Source organism: Pseudooceanicola atlanticus (assembly GCF_000768315.1).
GTDB classification, from domain to species: domain Bacteria; phylum Pseudomonadota; class Alphaproteobacteria; order Rhodobacterales; family Rhodobacteraceae; genus Pseudooceanicola; species Pseudooceanicola atlanticus.
Genome location: NZ_AQQX01000003.1, coordinates 232,772 through 251,009 on the forward strand (window position 1 = coordinate 232,772; position 18,238 = coordinate 251,009).

The following is an 18,238-nucleotide window of genomic DNA, read 5'->3' on the forward strand; positions in this document are numbered from 1 at the left end:
TCGATCCCATTCCTCATGACGCCTGCAGCACAAACGATTGAAACGCCTCCGCCAGCACCACGCCGACAACGCCATACACTGTAAGCCAAAGGCGTTTCTCCAACCGTTCGATCGTCGCCTCGTGACGCGCGATCCGCTCTTTCAGCCCGTCGATCTGCAGCCGCGAAACCCGCTCATGGGCCTCCAGCCGCAGCGCCGGGGCACAGTCGAAGCTTTCGAACCCGTAGCGCCGTATCTCCTTCGGCTCACTCATCCCCGACCTCCGCCGGAAGCCCCAGCAGCGACCGTTTCTCGGCCCGCGTCAGGAATTCCGCCTTGGCCACGCGGGCCCATTGCGCATCGCGTTCTGCGGACAGGGCGGGCACCTGGTCGAGGTCGGGCTTCAGCATCACCGCCTCGCCCGTGAAGCCCTGCAGCCAATGCGACAGCGCGGCCGTGACCCGTGTCGCCAACGGCAACACCGTCAGGCGAAAGAACGCGCGATGCGCCTCCTGGTAATTCGCGTAGGTCGCCTCGCCCGGGATCCCCAGCAGCATGGGCGGCACGCCGAAGGCCAGCGCGATATCCCGCGCAGCGGCCTCCTTGGTCTTCTGGAATTCCATGTCCGAGGGGCTGAACCCCATCGGCTTCCAGTCCAGCCCGCCTTCCAGCAACATCGGCCGCCCGGCATTGCGGGCGCCCATGTGGTGGCTTTCCAGTTCGTTGACCAGCCGGTCGTACTGATCCGCCGCCATCGACGCCCCGTCGGCCCCGCCATAGACGATCGCACCCGAGGGACGCGCGGCATTGTCCAGCAACGCCTTCGCCCAGGCCGAAGCCGAGTTGTGAACGTCCAGCGCCTGCGCCGCCGCCTGCATCGCGCTCAGCCCGTAATGGTCGTCCTGCGGGTGAAAGCTGCGCACGTGGCAGACCGGCACCCGCGCACCCGTCACGTCGAAACGGTGCTTGCGCCCTCCGACCGCGTATTCGTAGGCCACCGGCCAGCCATCCGCGCCCGGCACGACCGACATCCGGTCCGACCGCAGCACATGAAGTTCCACCGGCGCGCCCTCTTCGGCAGCCACGGCCTCCACGTAGCCGTTCCCGGTCAGGATCAGCTGTCCGAACAGCGCCTCCAGCAGTTCTGCCTTGCCCTGAACCGGGTTGGGCCGTGCCAGCAGTTCCAGCACCGGATGCGTTTCATAGCGGCGCGTCTCGTCCTGAAGGACCAATGGCAGCGCCGCCGCGGCCTCTGCGATCATCTTGACCGCGCGAAAGCCGACCGGGTTCCCGGCAAAGCCCGTCCGGGTCAGCGACACCGTATCGCGCGGCGACCAGGCCACCCGGCCCGCACCGTGATAGGCGATCACCGGGCCAGCGGCGCTGGCCTTCGCTTCCGGGGCCGTCCCCGCATCGCGCCGGAAATAGTCGATCACTCCCATGGGTCACTCCTTCCATCCCGCGCCCCGTGGCGCTTCGGAAAAGAACATCCTACGAAAGGGTTAAACCGGCCTTCCTAGAGCGAACGCACCCTTGGCCGTTTGCGCAACGCCGCCGCATCGATCATCAGTTCGTGCAGAGCCCAGACCAGCGCATCCAGCCTGTCTGGAGAGCCCTTGCCCTCATATCCACGCGCCGTCATGGCGCAGAGCTGATCCTCAAGCGCCTCCAGCCCGCGCAGGTGATGCACCCTGCCCTGTTCGTAGAGCGCGGCCACCGGTTCGGCCCTTGCGGCCTTCCCGCGCGCCGCACGCACCTTGCGGAGCGGCACCAGCGGGTCGACCTGCCGGATTACCGCCTCGACCAGGTCACCACCCTGGTTCACCTCGGCCACGACCCGTTCGGCACCGTGCCGTTCCATCGCGGCGATTGCCGCCTCGGCCCATTGCATCGGGGACGCCGCGCGCACGCTGGCATCCTCCAGCACGAAGGCGCGCCAGTCCGAGACCTCTCCGCGCGTCACCACGCCCGCGACCACGATCCCGCATTCATCCGATCCGTCATGGCCCGTCACCGGCGGGTCCACCGCGACGACCACGCGGTCCATCTCGGGCGGGGCGTCGATCCGGCCCGCCTCAAGCGCTGCGGACGTCCACATAGCCCCTTCAGCCTCGCCCAACATCACACCGTCCAGTTCCTGCCGCCCCAGGCGCGTCTCCGCATAGCGTGCGCGAACCTCTTCCAGGAAGGACTCGGCCAGGTTCGCCCTGTTGGCCTCTGTCGGCGCCTGAGTCACCATGGTCGACGGCATCTCCAGGAGGTCCTTCAACACACCGACGTTGCGCGGCGTGGTCGTCACGCAGACCCGTGGATCATCGCCCAACCGCAGCGCGAATTGCAGCATGTCCCAGGTGTCGCGCGCCTTCTTCCACTTGGCCAGTTCGTCCACCCAGGCGGCATCGAATTGCGGGCCGCGTAGCGCCTCTGGCTCATGCGCGGAAAACACCTGTGCGACGGCACCGTTGGGCCAGACCAGCTGTTTGCGCCCCGCCTGCCAGTCCGGCCGCCGGTCGGGCGGCGAACAGGCCAGGATCCCGCTGTCGCCGAAGATCATCACCTCGCGCACCTGGTCGACGGTTTCGCCCACCAGCGCGACACGCGAACAGCGCCCGGGATCCATCGGGCGCGCGCCTTCAACCACGGAGCGCACCCATTCCGACCCAGCCCGCGTCTTGCCGGCGCCGCGTCCGCCCAGGATCACCCAGGACCGCCAGTCCCCTTCGGGCGGCATCTGGTGCGGCATCGCCCAGAACTCGAACAAAAAGGGGAGAGCACGAAGCTCTCCCTCAGTCAGGTCATCCAGAAATTTCTCCTGCACCGCAACATCGGCGGAGGCGATCCAGCTTGCACCCGATCTCGGCCCTTGCGGCGTCGAGGTCGAGCTCCCCGCTTCCGCCCCCTTGTTCCCTGCGTCGGTCTTCATGGTGTTTCGCCTCCACTTCATATGCAATCCTGAGAAAAGTCCTGACATCGCTGGCCATGCGCAACGCGTCCTTGACGCCGCCCGGCTCGCCGTCCTTGACCAGGCCCTGTACCCGGCGCAGATCGGTCTTCAACTGCCGTAGCTCCTGCACGATGTCGTCGATGTGACCGGGGATATCCCCGGCCTGTTGCTCTTCTTCGATAAGAGTCATTGTCGTTGCCCTGTTTTTGTTATTGGCCCGCCCGCCGAACCCACGAAAAAACGGCCCCGGGATTGCTCCCGCGGCCGTTGATCCACCTGTTCCAGCTTGCCTTCGTTTATACGTTCGACCGTGCGTTACGTCAAATAACCCTCTGTTTACCATAGACCTTTTCGTTTACGGATTGTTAACCCTCTGCCCTCCCGAAAACGAAAAAGGCCGCCCCCATTTCCGGGGACGGCCCTTTCGAAAAATAACAACACGATCACTCGCTGGCGCGTTCCGCCTCGATCTGCCGCCACCGGGCGACGTTCTCGTTATGCTCGGCCAGGGTCCGCGCGAAGGCGTGGCCGCCAGACCCGTCCGCCACGAAGAACAGGAAGTCGGTCGACGACGGGTTTACCGCAGCCTCGATTGCCGCGCGGCCCGGATTGGCGATCGGGGTCGGCGGCAGACCGTCGATGACATAGGTGTTGTAAGGCGTCTCGCCGCGCAACTCGCTCTGGCGCAGTCCACGGCCCAGCACGCCCTGGCCGTTGGTGATGCCGTAGATCACCGTCGGGTCGGTCTGCAGGCGCATGCCCTGGTTCAGACGGTTGATGAAGACCGAGGCTACCTGGTCCCGCTCTTCCGCGACACCGGTTTCCTTCTCGATGATCGAGGCCATGATCAGCGCCTCTTCGGGCGTGTCGTATGGCAGGTTGTCGGCCCGTTCGACCCAGGCGGCTTCCAGGATGACCTCCTGCGCGGTCTCCATGCGGTCGATCAGCGCCTGACGGTCGGCCCCCACGGTCACTTCATAGCTGTCGGGTGCCAGCGATCCCTCTGCCGGGACCTCTGCAACCTCGCCCTCCATGACGTCCACGCGGCTCAGTGCGTCAACGACCTGCCACGAGGTGACGCCTTCGGCCACCGTCACACGGTACCGCGTGTCGTTGCGCGCGCGCATTGTCTCGAAGATGGCCGGCACCGGCTCTTCCCCGGAGGGATCGAATTCGGCCCGTTCAACAAACCGGTTGGTGGTCGGGTCAAGCTCCCGCACCTGGACAGAGGACCGGGTCACGCCGATCCGGTAGACGATCTCGGTGCCGCATGTATTGGCCCCGCCACGGGTCAACACATCGACGATCTCTTCCATCGAAGCCCCGGCCGGCACCAGGAAGGATCCGGCCTTCAGCTGGTTGGTCTTGTCGGTGTAATCCGCGCCGATCCGCAGGATCGCACCGCTGCTGACCGCGCCGCGATCCTCAAGGTCCTCACTGATCTGCGACAGCCGCGCACCGCTGGGCACACGCACGCAGATCGCCTCGGCCAGGGGGCCTTCGGCATTGTATTGCTCCTTGCCCCACAGGATCAGGCCGCCCATCAGGAAGATGGCGACGATCAGCAGGGTCAGGGCGTTGGAGGCGACAGCCCGCCACATGATTTACCGAACCTTCCCGAAGATGATCGAGGCGTTGGTGCCACCGAAGCCAAAGGAGTTCGACAGCGCCACGTTGATCTCGCGCTCTTCCTTCTTGTTGGCCGCCAGCGACAGTTTCGGCGTCACCGCCGGGTTGTCGAGGTTGATCGTCGGCGGCGCGACCTGGTCCCGGATCGCCAGGATCGAGAAGATCGCCTCGATCGCGCCCGCCGCGCCCAGAAGGTGTCCGGTCGCCGACTTGGTCGAAGACATGGTGGCCTTCTTCGCCGCCTCGTCGCCCATCAGCCGCTCGACGGCGGCCAGTTCCAGCGTGTCGGCCATGGTCGAGGTGCCATGCGCATTGATGTAGTCGATATCGTCCGGGGTCAGGCCCGCACGTTCCAGCGCCGCCTTCATCGAGCGGAAACCGCCATCCATCGTCTCGTCGGGTGCGGTGATGTGATAGGCATCGCCCGACAGGCCATAACCCAGGTATTCGCCATAGATCTTGGCGCCCCGCGCCATGGCGTGCTCGTATTCCTCGAGCACCACGATGCCCGCACCCTCGCCCATGACGAAACCGTCGCGATCCGCATCGTAGGGCCGGCTGGCGCGCTTCGGATCGTCGCCATACTTGGTCGACAATGCCTTGCAGGCGTTGAACCCGGCAATCCCGATCTCGCAGATCGCGGCCTCGGCACCGCCGGCGATCATCACGTCCGCATCGCCCCACTGGATCAGGCGTGCCGCATCGCCGATGGCATGGGCGCCGGTGGAACAGGCCGTCACGACGGCGTGGTTCGGCCCCTTGAAGCCGTAACGGATCTGCACCTGGCCCGAGATCAGATTGATCAGCGCGCCGGGGATGAAGAAGGGCGACACCCGCCGCGGCCCCTTCTCGGCCATAAGCAGGGTGGTCTGTTCGATGGATTGCAGCCCGCCGATGCCCGACCCGATCATGACGCCGGTGCGCAGACGGCTTTCCTCGTCCTCGGGCGTCCAGCCCGCATCCTCGACCGCCATGGCCGAGGCGGCGATGCCGTAGAGGATGAAGTCGTCGACCTTGCGACGCTCTTTCGGCTCCATCCAGTCATCGGAATTGAACGTGCCGTCCGTGCCATCGCCCAGCGGCACCTGGCAGGCATATTTGGTGGTCACCCGTTCGGGGTTGAAACGGGTAATCGGCCCCGCCCCCGACTGACCGTCCAGGATCCGTGACCAGCTTTCCTCGACACCGCTTGCCAGCGGGGTCACCAGACCCAACCCTGTGACTACCACTCGACGCATGAATTCTGCCCTCTTTCCTTCGGTCCCGACGCTCTTACCCCGCCCCCGCCCCACGGAGCAAGAGGGACGGCCCCGGCAATAGCACATCTCTGCCCATATCGCGGCTCCCCGGCCCGTCCCGATCGCCAACCGGCGCGCCTGCGGCGCATATGATTTCATTTTGCTCAGGCCGCAAGGGCCCGGTCCGGATCGGCACCGGCGGCTCTCCGGCCACGGCAGAGGGCTCTGCCCTCCGCACCTCCCGGGATATTTCCCGGCCAGATGAAAGGGGGCGCGGCGCCCCTGCTTCATCTTGCCGGAAATACTCCGGGGTTGGCGTCAAGGCGCAGCCTTGGCGACAAGGGGCAGAGCCCCTTTCCGTCCCCTCATCCCCGTGGCGCCAGCGCCGCAAGGCAGGCCAGTTCGAACAGCATCTGCGCTGCGGCATGGGCCGTGTTGCTTGTCGGGTCATAGGACGGCGCGACCTCGACCACGTCACCGCCTTTCAGATCGATGCCCTTCAGCCCGCGCAGGATCGCCATGACCTCGCGCGGTTCCAGCCCCCCGACCTCAGGCGTGCCGGTGCCGGGCGCAAACCCCGGATCGAGGCTGTCGACATCGAAGGAGACATAGGTCGGCCCGGCGCCCACGACTTCCAGCGCCCGCGCGATCACCGCGTCGAGGCCCAGTTCGGCCACTTCCTCTGCATGAATGACGGTCATCCCGCTCTGGTAGGAGAATTCCCACAGGAAATCGCCGCCGCCGCGGATGCCGATCTGGATCGTGCGTTGCGGGTCAAGGGAGCCTTCCAACACCGCCTGCCTGAACGGGCCGCCATGGTGGAACTTCGCGCCCTCATAGACCCCGCTGGTATCGGCATGGGCGTCGATATGCACCATGCCGAGCGGGCCGTGTTTGCGTGCCAGCGCCGCCAGGATCGGGCGGGAGATCGAGTGATCCCCGCCCACAGACAGAGGCAGCAGGTCCGACGCGACCACCTTGTCGTAGAACCCCTCGATATCCTCGTGGCAGGTGGTCAGGTCATAGCGGCTGCGCATCGGCACGTCGCCCAGATCGGCAAAGCGCAGCTTCTGCAACGGGGCCACGTCCAGAACGCGGTTCCAGGGGCCGATCCGTTCGATCTCGCGCACCGCCTTGGGGCCACGACGGGACCCGGCGCGGTTGGTCACGCCCAGGTCCATCGGCACACCGATCAGCGCCACATCCAGGTCGTCGATCCGCCCGCCCTCCAGCAGCACCTGCGCCGCATCGGCAAGGTACGGCGCGTCCAGCAGGGTCGAGACGCCGGCAAAGGGCCAGGCCCGCCGCCCGCCTTCGGCGAACACGCCATCCGCCACGGCCTTTAGCCGCGGATCGTGAAAGACCGTGCCCTTGTCGTTGCCGTAGAGCGCGCGCAATTCGTCCAGTGTCTTGGCCATGGGACCTCCTTCTTTGCGGCAAGAAAGGCGTGAACTGCGCGGAATGGCAAGCCCGCCCTGACACTCGCCGCCCAGTCGGGCAGCGACGGCGCATTTTGGTGGCGTCAGCCCTGCGCGGCGAGACGCCGGAAAATGCCCACCTGCATCGCCGCGCGCGGTTCGAATCCGAGGGAGCGGTAAAGCCCGATTGCCGCATCGTTGCTGGCGAAGGCATGCAGGAAGGGCACATCCCCCGCCGCCGCGATCCCGGCGGCGACATGTTGCGACAACAGCCGGGCCAGCCCCTGCCCGCGCGCGGTTTCGGCGACGCAGACGCCGCTCACCTCGACATAGCCGTCACAGGCCATGCGCTCTCCGGCCATGGCGACAAGCGCACCGTCCTGCCGGATGCCGTAGAACCGGCCCAGGTCCAGCGCACGCAGGGTGAAGGGACCGGGTTTCGTCGCCTCTGCCAGCGCCAGCATCCCGACCGCGTCTGAGGACCCAAGCGGTTCGATGCGGGCGTCATCCACCGCCATGAAGGGACGCGTCGCGACCAGTTGCACGGCCTCGTCGCGGATCACTGTCTCGAAACCGTCCGGCTCTGCCATGCGGGATGCTTGCAGGAAGGCCGCCAATTGCCCGGGCGCGACCAACCCGGCCAGGGCTGCCGTATCCGACCCGTCATCGGCGGCAAAGGGCACGATATCGGCGTCGTAACAGATCGCTCCGCCCCTGCGTCGGGCCAGATGGGAATGGCGCGAGGTCAGCGCCGCACGCGCCGGGACATCCAGGGGATGGTCGCTCATTCGGTGTCTCCGGTCCTGCGGCTCAGCGGGCGGTCGGCCAGCCCGTCCTCGATCCGGTCTAGGTGATCCAGCAGCTCCGCCGCAAAGCCGTCGCAGAGATCCGCCACCGCACGTTCAACACGCGGCCAGACCTCGGCCCGGCATTGCGCGACAAAGGCCGTGCCTTCCTCGGTCAGCGACACGACGCGGATGCGCCCGTCACTGTCACTGGGCCGGATGGCGACCATTCCGGATTTAGAGAGGCTTGCGACCGCGCGGGTGATGCCCGGCTGGGTCACGCCCAGGGCCTCGCTGATCTGCCCCACCTGTTGCGGGCCGCGCCGGTCCAGCAGGTTCAGCAGCGGATGAGACGCGACAGGCACCTGCGTCGCGGCCTCTCCCAAGACGACCTGGGTTTCGGCCTGCAGACGTTCACCCAGGCGGCGGAAGCGCGTGCCAAGGGTCAAAAGACCGGTCGAGCGAAGGACGTCATCTGATTCATGCATAGTTATATAACTACGCATATAGATATGCCGACGCAAGGCACCAGACGGCAAATGCACAAAAGAAAAACCCCCGCCCGATCAGGCAGGGGTTTTCCGAATTCCGATGGAAGGGCCTGGGATCAGGCGGCTTCCTTGATGAACTTGACCGCGTCGCCGAAGGTCTGGATGTTCTCGGCTGCGTCGTCGGGGATTTCGATGCCGAATTCCTCTTCGAAGGCCATGACCAGTTCGACGGTGTCGAGGCTGTCTGCGCCCAGGTCATCGATGAACGAAGCGTTTTCCGTCACCTTGTCCTCTTCCACACCCAGATGCTCGACAACGATTTTCTTCACGCGCTCTGCGACATCGCTCATAGGAGTTCCCCTCACTATCTCTCTTGGGCTCGTGGCCCGGTTCTGCCCTCGCCCCAGGCGGGGTCGTGCTGTGGTGCCCCGTCGGGGCGGCTTGCTCCCGCAAAGCTGCGAGAGACCGGATCACAAAAATGCGAACCGGCCGGTCTGAGCCGCCTATATCACACGCGACACTGGACGCAAACGATTTCGCGCCCACCCCTAAATGGGGACAACGCCGCGTCATTTCCATGGTCAGGCATGGATTTCCGCATCCCGCAAGGGCCGGCAAGGTGATCCGCACCCTGCCCCGCTGGCCACGCCGGCACGGTGCCCGATCCGAGGCTGCCGCAGTGCGGCAGGCGCTCAGGCCGCCTCTGCCTCCTGCCGCGCCCACAGGCCGGAATAGCGCCCGCCCTTCAGCAGCAGATCGGCATGGGTGCCCTCCTCGACGATCTCTCCGGCCTCCAGCACGACGATGCGGTCGGCATCGGCGATGGTGGACAGACGGTGCGCGATGGTCAGAACCGTACGCCCCTCGCCGGCGCGGGCCAGCGCCTCCTGGATGCCGCGCTCGGTTTCCGTGTCCAAGGCCGAGGTCGCCTCGTCCAGAAGCAGGATCGGAGGGTTCTTCAGCAGCGTCCGGGCGATGCCCACGCGCTGCTTTTCCCCGCCCGAAAGCTTCAGGCCCCGCTCGCCGACCCGCGTTTCGTAGCCTTCCGGCAACCCGATGATGAAATCGTGGATCTGGGCGGCCCTGGCGGCGGCCTCGATCTCGTCCTGGGTGGCGCCGTCGCGGCCATAGGCGATGTTGTAACGCACGGTATCGTTGAACAGCACCGTATCCTGAGGCACCACGCCGATATTGGCATGCAGGCTATCCTGGGTGACGTCGCGCAGGTCCTGACCGTCGATGCTCAGCGATCCGCCGGTCACGTCGTAGAAGCGGAACAGCAGCCGCCCGATCGTCGACTTGCCCGACCCCGAGGGGCCCACGATGGCCACCTTCTGGCCCGGCTCGATCTTCACCGAAATCCCCTTGAGGATCGGCCGCGCCGGATCATAGGCGAATTCCACGTCCCGCAGTTCCACCGCGCCGCCGCGCACATCGAGGTCCGGCGCACCGGGCTTGTCCTTGATCTCGGCCGGCTGTTCGAGCAGGTCGAACATCTCGCCCATATCGACCAGCGCCTGCCGGATCTCGCGATAGACCCCGCCCAGGAAGTTCAGCGGCATGGAAATCTGGATCATATAGGCGTTGACCATGACGAAATCGCCCACTGTCAGCGATCCGTTCTGCACCCCCACGGCGGCCATCACCATCACGATGATCAGGCCCAGCGTGATCAGCACCGATTGCCCGAAATTGAGAAAGGCAAGCGACGTCGCTGTCTTGATCGACGCGGCTTCGTACCCGGCCATCGCCTGGTCGTACCGCGCCGCTTCGCGCCCCTCGGCCCCGAAATACTTCACGGTCTCGAAGTTCAGCAGCGAATCGATGGCCTTCTGGTTGGCGTCGGTGTCCTGGTCGTTCATGACCTTGCGCAGCTTCACCCGCCATTCGGTCACCTTGAAGGTGAAGGCCACGTAGGCCCCGATCACTGCCATCACCACCGCAAGGTACCAGAAATCGAACGCCGCCCAGAGCACGATGCCCACCAGGAACAGCTCGATGATCAGCGGCCCGATGGAAAACAGCAGGAAGCGCAGCAGGAATTCCACGCCTTTCACGCCCCGTTCGATGATCCTGCTCAGCCCGCCAGTCTTGCGGCTGATGTGATAGCGCATCGACAGGCGGTGCATGTGCTCGAACGTCTCGAAGGCCAGCTGCCGCAGCGCCCGCTGCCCGACCCGTGCAAAGACCACGTCGCGCAACTGCTGGAACCCGACCGACAACATTCGGCTCATGCCATAGACCACGGTCAACGACACCGCGCCCAGCGACACCAGCCAGCCGACGCTGTCGCCCTCACCCGCCAACGCATCGACCGCAGCCTTGTAAAGGAACGGCGTGCCCACGGCGACCAGCTTGGCCAGCAGCAGCACCACCAGCGCGATCACGACGCGCCGTTTCACCCATGTCTGACCCTCCGGCCAGAGATAGGGCACGACGCGGCGGATGATCTCCATCCCGTTCTTCGGCATTTCGGTGGTGGTCTGCGACCCGCTGCCCAATCGTCTCATCGGGTTTCCTCAATCATGCTTGCCGGATTGGCCTGACTGGCGTATCAAGGCGTAAATTTCAACGTTTCATGAGTAGTTGAAATATGAGAGAAGCACAAGCCCTCGCCGCCCTTGCGGCCCTGGCCCATGAAACCCGGTTGCAGATCGTGCGGCTGCTGGTACCCCATGGCCGAGACGGGCTGCCCGCGGGCGAGATCGGCGGCAAGGTCGATTGCTCGGCATCCCGGCTGTCGTTCCACCTGTCGGCGCTGGAACAGGCAGGGCTGATCGTGGCCCGTCGTGACGGTCGCCGGGTGATCTATTCGGCCCGCCGCCGCAAGATGGGAAGCCTGATCGGATACCTTCTGAACGATTGCTGCAATGGCGACGAAACCGTCTGCAATACCTGCGGCTTCGATGGGCCCAACGGCCGCGGCGATTGCCGCGCGGGAATTCACGGCTAGTATCAAGGGGAACAGTCCCCGCGAGGCCAAAGGACGGACCCCATGCTCGACACTTCCACACCCGTGATGGTGACCGGCGCGACCGGCTACGTGGCCGGGTGGATCGTCAAGCGCCTGCTCGAAGAAGGGATGACCGTGCATGCCCCGGTCCGCAACCCCCATGACAGCGCCAAGCTGCAGCACCTCAACGCCATCGCTGGCGGCAGCCCGGGCACGATCCGATATTTCGAGGCCGACCTGCTCAAGGACGGATCCTATGCCGACGCAATGGAGGGATGTTCGGTCGTCTTCCACACCGCCTCTCCGTTCAGCACGAACGTGAAGAACCCGCAGAAGGATCTCGTCGACCCTGCCCTGCTCGGCACCCGCAACGTACTGATCCAGGCCAACAACGTCACATCGGTGCGGCGGGTCGTCCTCACATCCTCCTGCGCGGCGATCTACACCGATGCCATCGACACGGTGAACGCCCCCGGCGGAATGCTGACCGAGGATATCTGGAACACCACCGCCTCGCTCGACTACCAGCCCTATTCCTATTCCAAGACCGTGGCCGAACAGCAGGCCTGGACTCTGGCAAAAGCGCAGGATCGCTGGGACCTCGTCACCATCAACCCCAGCCTGGTCCTCGGGCCCGCCATAGGCGGCCGGCCCAGTTCGGAAAGCTTCTCCATCATGCGACGCGCCGGCACGGGTGAATTCTCGCGCGGCGCCCCCCGCATCGGTATCGGTGTCGTCGATGTCAGAGAAGTCGCCAAGGCGCATGTGAAGGCCGCCTTTGATCCGGGCGTCTCGGGCCGGCATATCGTGTCGGGCCACGACACGGACATCTTCTCTGTCGTGAAAACGCTGGCAGAACCCTACGGCGATGAATACCCCCTGCCCCGACGCTCGCTGCCCCGCTGGCTTCTGTGGTTGGTCGCGCCCATGGTCGGGATGGAGCGCGCCTGGGTCCGCCGCAACGCCAACGTGCCGTGGCACGCGGACAATTCCAAATCCATCGAACAGCTGGGGATCGAGTATCGCCCGCTCGAGGACACCACACGAGACATGTTCGCCTACATGATCGACCAAGGCTATTTCGACAAAGGGTAACACCGGCAGATCACGCCGGCTGTCACCCCATCGGAAACCGAAATCTCAGGTCTTGTCCAAACCGGCCCTGCTTCGGCGCCCGGCCTTGGATCCGATTACTCTTCAGCGGCAGGCACCGTGAAGACCTGGCCCGGATAGATCAGGTCCGGGTCACGGATCAGGTCCTTGTTGGCGTTGAACACGCGCACATAGGCAATCCCTTCGCCGTAGCGGTCGCGTGCAATGGCCCAGAGCGTCGATCCCGGCTGCACCGTAACCGTGCTGGCCAATGTCGGCTGGGCGTCTGCCACGGCCTGCGGGGCCTCGCGCTTGAACGGCGTCTCGACCCGCGATTGCACGGTGCCGGCCTCGTCGACCTCGTCGACCCGCAAGCGATAGATGCCGGTATCCACGTTCGGCAACTCCGCGCGCCAGCGGCCATCCTCGGCGATCCGCGACACGGTGATCGGCTTGTCATCCAGGTAGATCCGGATGAAACCACCGCTGCGGCCGCGTCCCGAAAGGGACACGTCGCCGATATCGGAATAGGTGATCGAGTCGATGGCCACGTCATCCATGACCTCGGGCGACGGAGCCTGCAGCACCTCGACCCCGGCTTCGGACGACAGGATCACTACGGGCGTCACGGCCTGCGCCGCCATCGCCACCGGTTCCTCCGGGCTGTCGGTCGGCGCGACCGAAGCGACGGGCGCGGGTGCGTCGGGCTCCGTACTGGCCACCTGCGGCGTATCCGGCGCGGTCGGAGCGGTTTCTTTCCCGACCTCCGGGGCCGTGTTGGAGGGTGTCTCAGCGGCGGCGGTTTCGACCGGCTCGCCTGTCATCGCGGCCTCGCTCTGTTCCGCAGGCGTGTTCTGATCGACCGGCGCCGCTTCAGCGGTCGCAACTGGCGCTGCCGTCGAGGTCGGCTCCGTCTCAGTCTCGGGCGTCACCGCAGGATCAGCAGAAGCCACTGCCGTCGCACTCGGCTCAGCCACGGATTCCGGCGTCGCTGGAGGGTCAGCAACCTCCGCCGTTTCGGCCGGCTCCATTGTCCCGGCAGCTTCCGCAGTCTCGCTCTGTTCAACCGTCGCGGTCGGCTCCGCAGCCTCCGCGACGCTTTCCGGCGCAGCAGGGTCAGAGGCAGCAGGCGCCTCAGTCGAAGCCATTTCGCTCTCGGTTGTCGCTTCAGGCGCAGCCGGCATGTCAGGCTCAGAAACCGTTGCCTCTGACGCCGCCGCCACATCTTCAGACGTCTCGCTCGCGACCGGCTCGGACGACGTCACGTCTTCCGTCGACGGTTCCGCTTCTGCCTGCGCGACAAGGGTCGGCCCCAGGATCACCTCGTCGACCGACACGACATCCCCGTCCGGTCCGCTCATCGACAGCGACAGCACACGCGGCGAGGCCGAAGGCTCCAGGTCAAGGAAGGCCACGAACTTGCCGTCGCCGCCTGCGCGCTCCACCACGGCCTCGACCCCGTCCACGAGGATCGAGATATCGGCATTCGGCGCGCCGGCCCCGGCGACCAGCGTCTGGCCATCGGTTTCCATGCGCACGACGTCGAAACGCGGGGGATCGATTTCGGGCGCAGCGACAGGCTCGGGCGTCTCCTCGGTCGCCGTATCTTCTGCAGCCTCAACGACCTCATCCGCCTCGGGCTCAGCGGTGCCTTGCGACGCCTCCGCCTCGACCTGCGCGACATCCGCGGCCTGTTCCATCACCGCGATCGGGGCCGGTGTCGGGGCCTCCGGTTCGAACACGCCGGCGACATAGGCCACCGTTACCGCGACGCCAACCGTCGCCGCTCCCGCGACCGAGACACCCGGCCATCCGCCAAGACTTGCCAGATTCACCCGAAATCCTTTCCTAAGGGGCGCATGCATGGCTGGCATGCGCGGTTGCGCACGTATATCAACAAGCCCGACACGGGTCAAAACTCCTGACACATCCAGCTTTCAAAGGTAACCGCCATGCCACAGACCGCCCCCGTCCGCTCCATCTGCGTCTTCTGCGGCTCCCGCCCCGGTGCCCACCCGGCCTACGCCCAGGCCGCAGAGGAGATCGGGAACGCGCTCGCCGGCAGCCGCTGGCGGCTGGTCTATGGCGCAGGCGATGTCGGGCTGATGGGGCTGACGGCCCGCGCCACCCAGGCGGCGGGCGGCGACACGTTCGGGGTGATTCCCGTGCACCTGCTGCAGGCCGAGGTCGGCAAGCGCGACCTGACCAGTTTCATCGTGACCGAGAACATGCACGAGCGCAAAAAGGTCATGTACATGAATTCCGACGCCATCGTCGTGCTGCCCGGCGGCGCCGGCACGCTGGATGAATTCTTCGAGATCCTGACCTGGGCACAGCTGGGCCTGCACACCAAGCCGATCCTGCTGCTGAATACCGAAGGGTTCTGGACCCCGCTGATCGGCCTGATCGACCATGTCATCGACCAGGGCTTTGCCGATGCCGGACTGAAGGACATGATCCTCGTCGCCGATACTCCGGCGGCGGCCATGGACATCCTCAAGACCCGCCTCGCCTGAACCTCAGGCACGAAAAGACCCGCCGGGGCCTGCCCGACGGGTCCTCAGTTCCGGTCCTTGACGCGAAACGCTCAGATCACGGGCTCACGGCCCGACAATTCGACCTTCAGCATCTCCTCGATCTCGTCGAGCGGATGGTTGGTCAGCGTCTTGGGCAGCTCACCGATGACCTTGTCGGCCACTTCCTTGTGCAGCTTCTTGCGCAGCTCACCCAGGATCTTCGGCGGCGCGACGACATAGATCGCATCGAACTTGTGCTTGTGCGCCTGCTTGTACATCAGCTCGGCCAGTTCGTCGGCAAACCGTTCCTTGGCCAGCTCGTGCCAATCCGTGTCATCCATCGCCGACACCTGGCCCACACCGGTATCCTGCTTGCGCCCGGGCCGGTTGGCCGACTGGTCGATATCCTTGGGGTTGTCCTGGCTCTCCTGGCGAACGATCTCGAAATTCGGATCGGTTTCGTCGGTCAGGTTGCGCAGGAACAAGGCCTTCTCGCCATCCGCGATCAGAACCCAGCCGTTATTCGGAATACCACTCATCTCAAAGCTCCTTACACCTTTTCCTTGCTGCCGCTGCCGTCCTGATCCTGGGCCAGCGGGCGCGTCGCCCCGGCCGAGGTCTCGTCCAGCCGCTTCTTTTCGTCGCGGGATCCGACCTTGCGCTGCAGCTCACCGCCCACGGCACCCTGCTGATCGGGGGCTTCGGGCATCTGCTCGGGTTTCTCGCCCAGGACCTCTTCGGTCTCGCGGCGCATGTCCTTGGATTTCTGGCGGTCCGCCATGACGTCCTCCTCTGGTTCCGGCCGCCGAGTATCGACGGCGTCTCAGGTGAAGAACGTGCGCCCCCGTATCCGGGTTCCGCCTTACGGGACGGCGGGCGGGGCGCCGCTTCCGCAAGGGAGCGCGCGGCGTCCCGGCGGCAGGTCAGGACAATTCGATCACGGTGATCTCCGGCACGACGCCAAAGCGCACCGGCAGGATCGAACAGCCGATACCGCCGGAAACCACGAGGTCCCGCGCCCCTTCGCGAACATGACCGTAGGCATAGCGATTGCCGTACCGGGATGGCACGACCGGCGACCAGCCGAACAACCTGACCTGCCCTCCATGGGTGTGACCTGACAGCGTCAGCGCCACCCTTTCCGGGACTTCGGGGAAAATGTCAGGCTCATGCGCCATAAGGATGACCGGCGCCCCGTCATCCGGGATCTGAGCCAGGGTTCCGGGCAGATCATCCACGCCATCGAACCGCCCCCCACCCCGCACAAGGGCCAGCTGATCGCCCAGCCCGGCGAGCCATACATCGCCGCCAGCGGTGTCCAGACGAAGGGCCCGGTTCTCCAGAACCGGGATCCCGTGATCTTCCAGCGACATCTGCGCCAGCACCGGGCCATGGCCGCGTTTCTGGGCCGTCAGGTCGTCCCACCAATCGTGATTGCCCAGCACGGCAAACACACCCAACCGCCCTTTCAGGCCTGCCAGCACCTTTGCGGTTTCGGCCACCGGGACCTGGGCGGTCACGAAGCGATGGCCGGCCACAAGATCCCCCAGGATCAGAACGAGGTCGGGCTCCATCGCGTTGACCCGGGCCACGATCCGGCGCAACCGGCCCAGCCCGACATGCGGCTCTCCCATATGCAGGTCCGCCAGTACCGCGATCCGCAATTGATGCCCACGCCGCCAGCCCGGCGGAGAGATCCGCCACCGCCTGACCGTCATCCGCAGCGCCGGCTCGACGAAGAACCCGTAGGCCGCAAGAAAAAGGCCTGCCAGCGTCGCCGCCAGCAGGCCCCTGAGAAACCCTCTCCGGGTCATCTCATTTCCTCACGATTACATCCGCGATGCGACGTTTTCCCAGTTCACCAGCTTGTCGAGGAAGTTCGACAGGTAGGCCGGGCGCTTGTTGCGGAAGTCGATGTAGTAGGAATGCTCCCACACGTCACAGCCCAGCAGCGCGGTCTGGCCGAAGCAGAGCGGGTTCACACCGTTCTCGGTCTTGGTGACCTTCAGCGAGCCATCGGTGTCCTTGACAAGCCATGCCCAGCCGGAGCCGAACTGGCCGGCACCCGCGGCGGCGAAGTCTTCCTTGAACTTGTCGACCGAACCGAAGGCTTCGGTCAGGGCTTTTTCCAGCTCGCCCGGCATCTTGGACTCACCCGGGGCCATCATTTCCCAGAACTGGTTGTGGTTCCAGAATTGCGAGGCGTTGTTGAAGATGCCATTCTGGGCGACGGCAGAGGCATCGTAGGTTCCCTTGATGATCTCTTCGACGGATTTGCCTTCCCACTCGGTGCCGGCAATCGCCTTGTTGCCGTTGTCGACATAGGCCTTGTGGTGAATATCGTGGTGATACTCGAGGGTTTCCTTGGACATGCCGAGATCGGCAAGCGCGTCGTGGGCATAGGGAAGGTCGGGAAGTTCAAAGGCCATGTTGCGGCTCCTTTTGTCTTGAGCAACTCGTCTGTCCCTAGATGTTATCTTAATATTGGGAACGTCAACCCTCGCCACCTGCAACACCGCCCTGTGGATCGCTGGTATGTGCATACCGCAAGACATGCTGGGTCGCATTGTGCAAACGTGACGGCGATCGCCGCCCGAACGGGTCTTGAAACAAGGTTTGCCCATCCGATGACGTCGCCCGCCCTGCCATGCCCGGTCGCCGAGACCCTTGCCGGCTATCCCGCCGAACTGCGCCTGCGGCTGATGGAGATCCGGGCGCTGATCTTCGCAGAGGCCGCGCAGGACCCCGCCATCGGCCCGGTGCAGGAATGCCTGAAATGGGGCGAGCCGGCCTACCTGACGCCCGTCACGGGCAGCGGCAGCACGCTGCGCCTTGGCCCGGTGCGGGATCAGCCGGACATGGCCGGGCTTTTCGTGAATTGCCGTACTCTGTTGGTCGACCGGTTCCGCACCGAGTTCCCCGATGCCCTCCGCTATCGCGGCGACCGCGCCGTGTTGGTGCCGCTCGATTATGCGCTGAAGGAAACGGAGATGCGCCGGATCGTCGGCCTGGGCCTGACCTATCACCGCTGGGCGCCGGGCTGGCGCAAGGCGACCACGGCCTGAGATATCGGAGGGGGTCGGAAAGGGGCTCTGCCCCTTGCCGTCAAAGCTGCGCTTTGCCGGCTACCCCGGAGTATTTCTGGCAAGATGAAGCGGAACAGGCGCCGGTGGCGGGGCATGGCGCCACGGCG

At 65.4% G+C, this 18,238-nt stretch carries 20 protein-coding genes; 4 read left to right on the forward strand and 16 right to left on the reverse strand.

Annotated elements, in window-relative coordinates:
* Nucleotides 1-13 precede the first annotated feature (13 nt).
* From ATO9_RS08975 to ATO9_RS09025, 11 genes are all read right to left on the reverse strand, one after another.
* Nucleotides 14-253 carry a GTA head formation protein, RCAP_rcc01685 family gene (locus tag ATO9_RS08975; RefSeq protein WP_043747621.1) on the reverse strand — a complete coding sequence of 80 codons (240 nt, stop codon included), beginning with the start codon at nt 251-253 and terminating at the stop codon, nt 14-16.
* On the reverse strand, nt 246-1,421 hold the full coding sequence (locus ATO9_RS08980; protein ID WP_043747623.1) for a phage portal protein: 1,176 nt from the start codon (nt 1,419-1,421) through the stop codon (nt 246-248). The genes ATO9_RS08975 and ATO9_RS08980 overlap by 8 nt, the downstream gene beginning before the upstream one ends.
* A 74-nt stretch (nt 1,422-1,495) precedes the next feature.
* Entirely contained in the window at nt 1,496-2,797 is a 1,302-nt protein-coding gene (locus ATO9_RS08985; protein WP_043747624.1) for a terminase large subunit domain-containing protein, read from the reverse strand.
* Nucleotides 2,775-3,113: a hypothetical protein gene (locus ATO9_RS24690; RefSeq protein ID WP_043747626.1), complete on the reverse strand. Its 339-nt coding sequence runs from the start codon at nt 3,111-3,113 to the stop codon at nt 2,775-2,777. The genes ATO9_RS08985 and ATO9_RS24690 overlap by 23 nt, the downstream gene beginning before the upstream one ends.
* Nucleotides 3,114-3,366: 253 nt before the next feature.
* Complete coding sequence (mltG, locus tag ATO9_RS08995) at nt 3,367-4,524, reverse strand: endolytic transglycosylase MltG (RefSeq protein ID WP_043747627.1); 1,158 nt, start codon at nt 4,522-4,524, stop codon at nt 3,367-3,369.
* Between the two features lie 3 nt (nt 4,525-4,527).
* Nucleotides 4,528-5,790: a beta-ketoacyl-ACP synthase II gene (fabF, locus tag ATO9_RS09000; RefSeq protein ID WP_043747628.1), complete on the reverse strand. Its 1,263-nt coding sequence runs from the start codon at nt 5,788-5,790 to the stop codon at nt 4,528-4,530.
* Between the two features lie 365 nt (nt 5,791-6,155).
* On the reverse strand, nt 6,156-7,208 hold the full coding sequence (gene speB, locus ATO9_RS09005) for an agmatinase (RefSeq protein WP_043747630.1): 1,053 nt from the start codon (nt 7,206-7,208) through the stop codon (nt 6,156-6,158).
* 104 nt (nt 7,209-7,312) lie between these two features.
* Nucleotides 7,313-7,996, reverse strand: a complete 684-nt coding sequence (locus ATO9_RS09010; RefSeq protein WP_043747633.1) for a GNAT family N-acetyltransferase — start codon at nt 7,994-7,996, stop codon at nt 7,313-7,315.
* On the reverse strand, nt 7,993-8,481 hold the full coding sequence (locus tag ATO9_RS09015; RefSeq protein ID WP_043747635.1) for a MarR family winged helix-turn-helix transcriptional regulator: 489 nt from the start codon (nt 8,479-8,481) through the stop codon (nt 7,993-7,995). The genes ATO9_RS09010 and ATO9_RS09015 overlap by 4 nt, the downstream gene beginning before the upstream one ends.
* Before the next feature lie 119 nt (nt 8,482-8,600).
* The gene (locus ATO9_RS09020; protein ID WP_043747637.1) at nt 8,601-8,834 is read right to left on the reverse strand and encodes an acyl carrier protein; all 234 of its coding nucleotides are present in this window, start codon (nt 8,832-8,834) and stop codon (nt 8,601-8,603) included.
* A gap of 342 nt (nt 8,835-9,176) precedes the next feature.
* Entirely contained in the window at nt 9,177-10,994 is a 1,818-nt protein-coding gene (locus ATO9_RS09025) for an ABCB family ABC transporter ATP-binding protein/permease (RefSeq protein ID WP_043747638.1), read from the reverse strand.
* Between the two features lie 83 nt (nt 10,995-11,077).
* Between ATO9_RS09025 and ATO9_RS09030 the strand changes: the two genes are divergently transcribed.
* Nucleotides 11,078-11,437 (forward strand): ArsR/SmtB family transcription factor, encoded by a 360-nt coding sequence (locus ATO9_RS09030; protein WP_052418197.1) that lies wholly within the window; start codon nt 11,078-11,080, stop codon nt 11,435-11,437.
* A 42-nt stretch (nt 11,438-11,479) separates the two neighbouring features.
* On the forward strand, nt 11,480-12,532 hold the full coding sequence (locus tag ATO9_RS09035) for an NAD-dependent epimerase/dehydratase family protein (protein ID WP_043747640.1): 1,053 nt from the start codon (nt 11,480-11,482) through the stop codon (nt 12,530-12,532).
* Nucleotides 12,533-12,627: 95 nt separating this feature from the next.
* On the opposite strand, the gene ATO9_RS24695 is transcribed toward ATO9_RS09035, so the two are convergent.
* The gene (locus ATO9_RS24695; RefSeq protein WP_043747642.1) at nt 12,628-14,364 is read right to left on the reverse strand and encodes a LysM peptidoglycan-binding domain-containing protein; all 1,737 of its coding nucleotides are present in this window, start codon (nt 14,362-14,364) and stop codon (nt 12,628-12,630) included.
* A gap of 117 nt (nt 14,365-14,481) precedes the next feature.
* Between ATO9_RS24695 and ATO9_RS09045 the strand changes: the two genes are divergently transcribed.
* Nucleotides 14,482-15,045, forward strand: a complete 564-nt coding sequence (locus tag ATO9_RS09045) for an LOG family protein (RefSeq protein ID WP_043747644.1) — start codon at nt 14,482-14,484, stop codon at nt 15,043-15,045.
* Between the two features lie 71 nt (nt 15,046-15,116).
* Here the strand turns inward: ATO9_RS09045 and ATO9_RS09050 are convergent, their stop codons facing one another.
* The 4 genes from ATO9_RS09050 to ATO9_RS09065 form a co-directional block, all read right to left on the reverse strand.
* Nucleotides 15,117-15,584 carry a host attachment family protein gene (locus ATO9_RS09050; protein ID WP_043747645.1) on the reverse strand — a complete coding sequence of 156 codons (468 nt, stop codon included), beginning with the start codon at nt 15,582-15,584 and terminating at the stop codon, nt 15,117-15,119.
* Between the two features lie 11 nt (nt 15,585-15,595).
* Nucleotides 15,596-15,826 (reverse strand): hypothetical protein, encoded by a 231-nt coding sequence (locus ATO9_RS09055; RefSeq protein ID WP_043747647.1) that lies wholly within the window; start codon nt 15,824-15,826, stop codon nt 15,596-15,598.
* 142 nt (nt 15,827-15,968) lie between these two features.
* Nucleotides 15,969-16,859, reverse strand: a complete 891-nt coding sequence (locus tag ATO9_RS09060) for a metallophosphoesterase (protein WP_043747649.1) — start codon at nt 16,857-16,859, stop codon at nt 15,969-15,971.
* Between the two features lie 15 nt (nt 16,860-16,874).
* The gene (locus ATO9_RS09065) at nt 16,875-17,474 is read right to left on the reverse strand and encodes a superoxide dismutase (protein WP_043747651.1); all 600 of its coding nucleotides are present in this window, start codon (nt 17,472-17,474) and stop codon (nt 16,875-16,877) included.
* Between the two features lie 198 nt (nt 17,475-17,672).
* Here ATO9_RS09065 and ATO9_RS09070 point away from each other — a divergent pair, with 198 nt between their 5' ends.
* Nucleotides 17,673-18,110 carry a hypothetical protein gene (locus ATO9_RS09070; protein WP_043747653.1) on the forward strand — a complete coding sequence of 146 codons (438 nt, stop codon included), beginning with the start codon at nt 17,673-17,675 and terminating at the stop codon, nt 18,108-18,110.
* The last annotated feature ends 128 nt before the right edge of the window (nt 18,111-18,238 follow it).

What these genes read in the sequence shown, in the direction of transcription:
- ATO9_RS08975 (WP_043747621.1), bottom strand. Translation starts at nt 253, where the DNA reads ATGAGTGAGCCGAAGGAGATACGGCGCTACGGGTTCGAAAGCTTCGAC.
- ATO9_RS08980 (WP_043747623.1), bottom strand. Translation starts at nt 1,421, where the DNA reads ATGGGAGTGATCGACTATTTCCGGCGCGATGCGGGGACGGCCCCGGAA.
- ATO9_RS24690 (WP_043747626.1), bottom strand. Translation starts at nt 3,113, where the DNA reads ATGACTCTTATCGAAGAAGAGCAACAGGCCGGGGATATCCCCGGTCAC.
- mltG (WP_043747627.1), bottom strand. Translation starts at nt 4,524, where the DNA reads ATGTGGCGGGCTGTCGCCTCCAACGCCCTGACCCTGCTGATCGTCGCC.
- fabF (WP_043747628.1), bottom strand. Translation starts at nt 5,790, where the DNA reads ATGCGTCGAGTGGTAGTCACAGGGTTGGGTCTGGTGACCCCGCTGGCA.
- speB (WP_043747630.1), bottom strand. Translation starts at nt 7,208, where the DNA reads ATGGCCAAGACACTGGACGAATTGCGCGCGCTCTACGGCAACGACAAG.
- ATO9_RS09010 (WP_043747633.1), bottom strand. Translation starts at nt 7,996, where the DNA reads ATGAGCGACCATCCCCTGGATGTCCCGGCGCGTGCGGCGCTGACCTCG.
- ATO9_RS09015 (WP_043747635.1), bottom strand. Translation starts at nt 8,481, where the DNA reads ATGCATGAATCAGATGACGTCCTTCGCTCGACCGGTCTTTTGACCCTT.
- ATO9_RS09020 (WP_043747637.1), bottom strand. Translation starts at nt 8,834, where the DNA reads ATGAGCGATGTCGCAGAGCGCGTGAAGAAAATCGTTGTCGAGCATCTG.
- ATO9_RS09025 (WP_043747638.1), bottom strand. Translation starts at nt 10,994, where the DNA reads ATGAGACGATTGGGCAGCGGGTCGCAGACCACCACCGAAATGCCGAAG.
- ATO9_RS09030 (WP_052418197.1), top strand. Translation starts at nt 11,078, where the DNA reads ATGAGAGAAGCACAAGCCCTCGCCGCCCTTGCGGCCCTGGCCCATGAA.
- ATO9_RS09035 (WP_043747640.1), top strand. Translation starts at nt 11,480, where the DNA reads ATGCTCGACACTTCCACACCCGTGATGGTGACCGGCGCGACCGGCTAC.
- ATO9_RS09045 (WP_043747644.1), top strand. Translation starts at nt 14,482, where the DNA reads ATGCCACAGACCGCCCCCGTCCGCTCCATCTGCGTCTTCTGCGGCTCC.
- ATO9_RS09050 (WP_043747645.1), bottom strand. Translation starts at nt 15,584, where the DNA reads ATGAGTGGTATTCCGAATAACGGCTGGGTTCTGATCGCGGATGGCGAG.
- ATO9_RS09055 (WP_043747647.1), bottom strand. Translation starts at nt 15,826, where the DNA reads ATGGCGGACCGCCAGAAATCCAAGGACATGCGCCGCGAGACCGAAGAG.
- ATO9_RS09060 (WP_043747649.1), bottom strand. Translation starts at nt 16,859, where the DNA reads ATGACCCGGAGAGGGTTTCTCAGGGGCCTGCTGGCGGCGACGCTGGCA.
- ATO9_RS09065 (WP_043747651.1), bottom strand. Translation starts at nt 17,474, where the DNA reads ATGGCCTTTGAACTTCCCGACCTTCCCTATGCCCACGACGCGCTTGCC.
- ATO9_RS09070 (WP_043747653.1), top strand. Translation starts at nt 17,673, where the DNA reads ATGACGTCGCCCGCCCTGCCATGCCCGGTCGCCGAGACCCTTGCCGGC.